The sequence below is a fragment of the Quisquiliibacterium sp. genome (assembly GCF_982640115.1).
The window spans coordinates 1-4,108 of sequence record NZ_CEXFHW010000254.1 but is presented as its reverse complement, the minus strand read 5'-3'; the positions used below and the strand labels follow the sequence as shown (position 1 = coordinate 4,108).

Genomic DNA, 4,108 nt, shown 5'->3' with positions numbered 1-4,108 from the left:
CGACGCGCCCGTCATCATGCAGGCCTCGGCCGGCGCCCGTAAGTACGCCGGCGAGGCCTTCCTCAAGCACCTGATCCAGGCGGCGGTCGAGTCCTATCCCGATGTGCCGGTGGTCATGCACCAGGACCACGGCCAGTCGCCCGGCATCTGCCGCGGCGCCATCGACCTCGGCTTCTCCTCGGTGATGATGGACGGCTCCCTCGAGCAGGACGGCAAGACCATCGCCAGCTACGAGTACAACGTGGCGGTCACCCGCGAGGTGGTCGACATGGCGCACGCGCTCGGCGTCACCGTCGAGGGCGAGCTCGGCTGCCTGGGCTCGCTCGAGACCATGAAGGGCGACAAGGAGGACGGCCATGGCGCCGAGGGCTCCATGACCCGCGAGCAGCTGCTCACCGATCCCGAGCAGGCGGCCGACTTCGTGCGCAGCACCCAGGTCGATGCCCTGGCCATCGCGATCGGCACCAGCCATGGCGCCTACAAGTTCACCCGCAAGCCCACCGGTGACATCCTCGCCATCTCCCGCATCAAGGAGATCAACGCCCGGCTGCCGAACACCCACCTCGTGATGCACGGGTCCTCCTCGGTGCCGCAGGATCTCCTCGCCGAGATCCGCCAGTACGGCGGCGACATGAAGGAAACCTACGGCGTGCCGGTCGAGGAGATCCAGCAGGCCATCCGCTATGGCGTGCGCAAGATCAACATCGACACCGACATCCGGCTGGCCATGACCGCGGCGGTGCGCAAGTACCTCGCCCAGTTTCCCGACAAGTTCGATCCGCGCGACTTCCTCAAGCCGGCGCGCGAGGCCGCCACCCGCATCTGCCGCCAGCGCTACGAGGAGTTCGGTTGCGCTGGCCAGGGCCCGAAGATCCGCCCGCAGGCGCTCTCGGTGATGGTCAGCCGCTACCGCGCCGGCGAGCTCGCCCAGGTGGTGAACTGATCGGCACACCGGCATGAGCGCGGTGGCCAACGATCCACTCATCGGCGCGCTGGCTGCGCTCGTGCGCCGCAGCCTGCCCGGCTACGAGTCGGTGCGGGGCCTCACCCGGCTCTCGGGCGGCGCCAGCCAGCAGACCTGGGCCTTCGAGGCCCACGGCCCGGCCGGTGCCTTGCCGGCCATCCTGCGGCGCCTGCCGCCGGAATCGGGGCAGGGCACCATGGCCATCGGCCTCGAGACCGAGGCCGAACTCATCCGCCGCGCCGGCGCAGCCGGGGTGCCGGTGCCCCGGGTGCTGGCGGTGGCCGAGCCCGCGGATGGCCTGGGTCGGGGCTTCGTGATGAGCCGGGTCGAGGGCGAGACCCTCGGCAAGCGCATCCTGCGCGATGCTGCCTTCGACGCCGTGCGGCCCGAGCTGCCGGCGCAGGCCGGCCGCATCGCCGCCGCCATCCACGCGGTCTCGCCCGAGGGCGTGGGCCTGCCGCGCCGCACGCCGGCTGAAGATCTCGAGCAGCTGCATCAGCGCTATCGCGCCGCCGGGGCCTCGCTGCCGGTCTTCGAGCTGGCCTTCGCCTGGCTGCGCGCGCACTGCCCCGCGCCCGACCGGTTCACGCTCGTGCATGGCGACTATCGCCACGGCAATCTCATGATCGGGCCCGATGGCATCCGCGCCGTGCTCGACTGGGAACTCGCCCATGTCGGCGACCCCATCGAAGACCTCGGCTGGATCTGCGTGGCCGCCTGGCGCTTCGGCGCCATCGACAAGCCGGTGGGCGGCTGGGGCAGCCGCGAGGCGCTCTTCGAGGCCTACCAGGCCCGATCGGGCATGCCGGTCGATCCGCAGCGCGCGCTGTTCTGGGAGGTGATGGGCACGCTGCGCTGGGGCGTGATCTGCCTGGACCTCGCCCGCTCCTATCCGCTGTTCAAGGCCACCGATCCCGGCCGCGCGGTCGAGCGCGCGCAGATCGGGCGGCGTGTGTCCGAGACCGACATCGACCTGCTGCGCCTGCTCGCGCCGCGCTGATCGCCCAGGCTGCCATGCACAACACCCCCACGCCCGACGAGCTCCTCGAGGTGGTCGCCCGCTACCTCACCGAGGTGGCCATGCCGCTGCTGCCCCCGGCGGCAGCCTTCCACGCCCGGGTGGCGGCCAATGCGGTGAGCGTGGTGCGTCGTCAGATCGCGCTTGCGCCGGCCCAGGAAGCCGCCGAGCGGGCCCGTCTGGCCGCGCTGCTCGGCTCGGCCATGCCCGAAGAGGCCGTGCCCGTGGCCGACGGCGGGCTGGTGCAGGCGAACCGGGCGCTCTCGCAGGCCATCGCGCAGGGCCGGGTGGCGCTCGATGACCCGGCCCTGCTCGCCCATCTCTGGCAGACCACCCTCGACCGGCTGGCGGTCGATCAGCCGGGCTATGCCTCGTATCAGGCCGAACTCGCGCGCACCGCGGTCGCCGCGCCCGCCGCGCCCGGCGTGGCTCAGCCGCCCTCGGACAGCGCCCGGTAGACCTCGGTCTCCATCGCCAGGTAGAGCGGCAGCGACAGCCGATCGGCAAAGGGCAGCACCTGGGTCAGGTAGACGCCGGCCAGATGGTTGCCGCGGTCGATCCAGTAGTAGCTGTTGCTCAGGCCCGCCCACATCAGTCCGCCGGCCGGGCGGCCGGTGGGCGCCGGCGCCTCGTTGATCTGGAAGCTCAGCCCCCAGCTCTTGGGCACGCCGGGGAAGAACTCGGCGTCATTCGAGCGCGCCGGGTTCAGGCTGCGCATCGGGCTCACCCGCTGGCCGCCGATGTGGTTGCGGCTCATCAGGTCGACGGTCTCGGGCCGCAGCACGCGCGCGCCATCGTCGCTCAGGCCGTCGTTGAGGATCATGCGCAGGAATCGCAGGTAATCGGCCGCGGTGCTGTACAGGCCGCCGCCGCCGCCCTCGAACTCCGGCTGCTGGATGATCTCGAAGTCGTGCAGCGGCCGCAGGCTGCCATCGGGGTCACGCTGATGGATGCGCGCCAGCCGCTCGCGCATCGCGGTGGTGAGCGCAAAGCCGGTGCGGGTCATGCCCAGGGGCTCGAACACATGCCGCGCCAGGTACTCGCCCAGCCGCTGCCCGCTGGCCTGTTCGACGAGCCGGCCGGCCCAGTCGATGCCGATGCCGTAGTTCCAGCGCTGGCCGGGGTCGAAGAGCAGCGGGGTCATCAGCGCCGCGCGCCGGCCGCTCGCCATCAGCGGCAGTCCGAGGGCCTCCTGGTAGCGGCGCACCTCCGGGTTCCAGGTGTCATAGCCGAAGCCGGCGGTGTGGGTGAGCAGGTGGCGCAGCGTGACCGGCCGGCGCGGCGCGCGGGTGATCGGCCGGCCCTGCGCATCGAAGCCCTCGAGCACCGGCACGCTCGCGAGCTCGGGCAGCCAGCGCAAGGCCGGCGCGTCGAGCTCGAGCAGACCGCGTTCGACCAGCTGCATGGCCGCCGCGGCCGTGATCGCCTTGGTCATCGAGGCGATCCAGCCGACCGTGTCCAGATCCATGGCCTGCGGCTGGCCCAGGGTGCGCACGCCGAAGGCGCCCTGGTAGCGGGTGTGGTGCAGGTCGGTGACCATGGCGGCCACGCCCGGCACCTGGCCCGCCTGCACCGCCGCCGACAGCGCGGCGTCGATCCGGTCCTGCAGTGTCATCGGCACTCTCCCGGCCGGCCGTGGCGCCCCTGCGTCATCGCGGCGACCGGCGGGCAGTGTACCGCTGCCGCTTCGGGCATCATCGGCCCATCGGTCCAGGGAGAGCGGCGATGACGCAGGATGCAGGGCAGGGCGTGTTCGAGGCGGGCGATGTGGTGCTGGATTCGGGGCGCACCTTTCCCGGCATGCGCATCGTGTACCAGACCTTCGGCGAGCTGAATGCCGATCGCTCCAATGTCATCGTCTATCCCACCTCGTATGCCGCGCAGCACCTCGACACCCGCTGGCTGATCCGCCCGGGCGGCATCCTCGATCCCACCCGGCACTTCATCCTCATTCCCAACCTGTTCGGCAACGGGCTGTCGTCCTCGCCCTCGAACACCGGCTGGCCGCTCACCGGCGATCGCTATCCCGAGGTCACCTACCATGACGCGGTGCGGGTGCAGGAGCGCCTGCTCGCCGAGGTCTTCGGGGTGGAGCGGGTGCGGCTGGTCTATGGCTGGTCGATGGG

Annotated in this window: 5 protein-coding genes; 4 read left to right on the top strand and 1 reads right to left on the bottom strand. The window is 71.6% G+C overall.

Annotation, left to right across the window (positions count from 1 at the left end):
- The 3 genes from fba to AC2H6A_RS18325 form a co-directional block, all read left to right on the top strand.
- The coding region (gene fba, locus AC2H6A_RS18335) for a class II fructose-bisphosphate aldolase (RefSeq protein WP_484275158.1) at positions 1-943 on the top strand (943 nt) is incomplete at its 5' end.
- Between the two features lie 13 nt (positions 944-956).
- On the top strand, positions 957-1,964 hold the full coding sequence (locus AC2H6A_RS18330) for a phosphotransferase family protein (RefSeq protein ID WP_484275157.1): 1,008 nt from the start codon (positions 957-959) through the stop codon (positions 1,962-1,964).
- A 14-nt stretch (positions 1,965-1,978) separates the two neighbouring features.
- The gene (locus AC2H6A_RS18325; protein ID WP_484275156.1) at positions 1,979-2,440 is read left to right on the top strand and encodes a DUF6285 domain-containing protein; all 462 of its coding nucleotides are present in this window, start codon (positions 1,979-1,981) and stop codon (positions 2,438-2,440) included.
- On the opposite strand, the gene AC2H6A_RS18320 is transcribed toward AC2H6A_RS18325, so the two are convergent.
- Entirely contained in the window at positions 2,413-3,597 is a 1,185-nt protein-coding gene (locus AC2H6A_RS18320; protein ID WP_484275155.1) for a serine hydrolase domain-containing protein, read from the bottom strand. The two genes, AC2H6A_RS18325 and AC2H6A_RS18320, sit on opposite strands and share 28 nt — an antisense overlap.
- Before the next feature lie 110 nt (positions 3,598-3,707).
- Here AC2H6A_RS18320 and AC2H6A_RS18315 point away from each other — a divergent pair.
- Positions 3,708-4,108, top strand: a 401-nt coding sequence (locus tag AC2H6A_RS18315) for an alpha/beta hydrolase family protein (protein ID WP_484275154.1), incomplete at its 3' end; no start/stop codon positions are given.

Coding starts and splice junctions, on each gene's coding strand:
- AC2H6A_RS18325 (WP_484275156.1), top strand. CDS start 1,979: ATGCACAACACCCCCACGCCCGACGAGCTCCTCGAGGTGGTCGCCCGC.
- AC2H6A_RS18330 (WP_484275157.1), top strand. CDS start 957: ATGAGCGCGGTGGCCAACGATCCACTCATCGGCGCGCTGGCTGCGCTC.
- AC2H6A_RS18320 (WP_484275155.1), bottom strand. CDS start 3,597: ATGACACTGCAGGACCGGATCGACGCCGCGCTGTCGGCGGCGGTGCAG.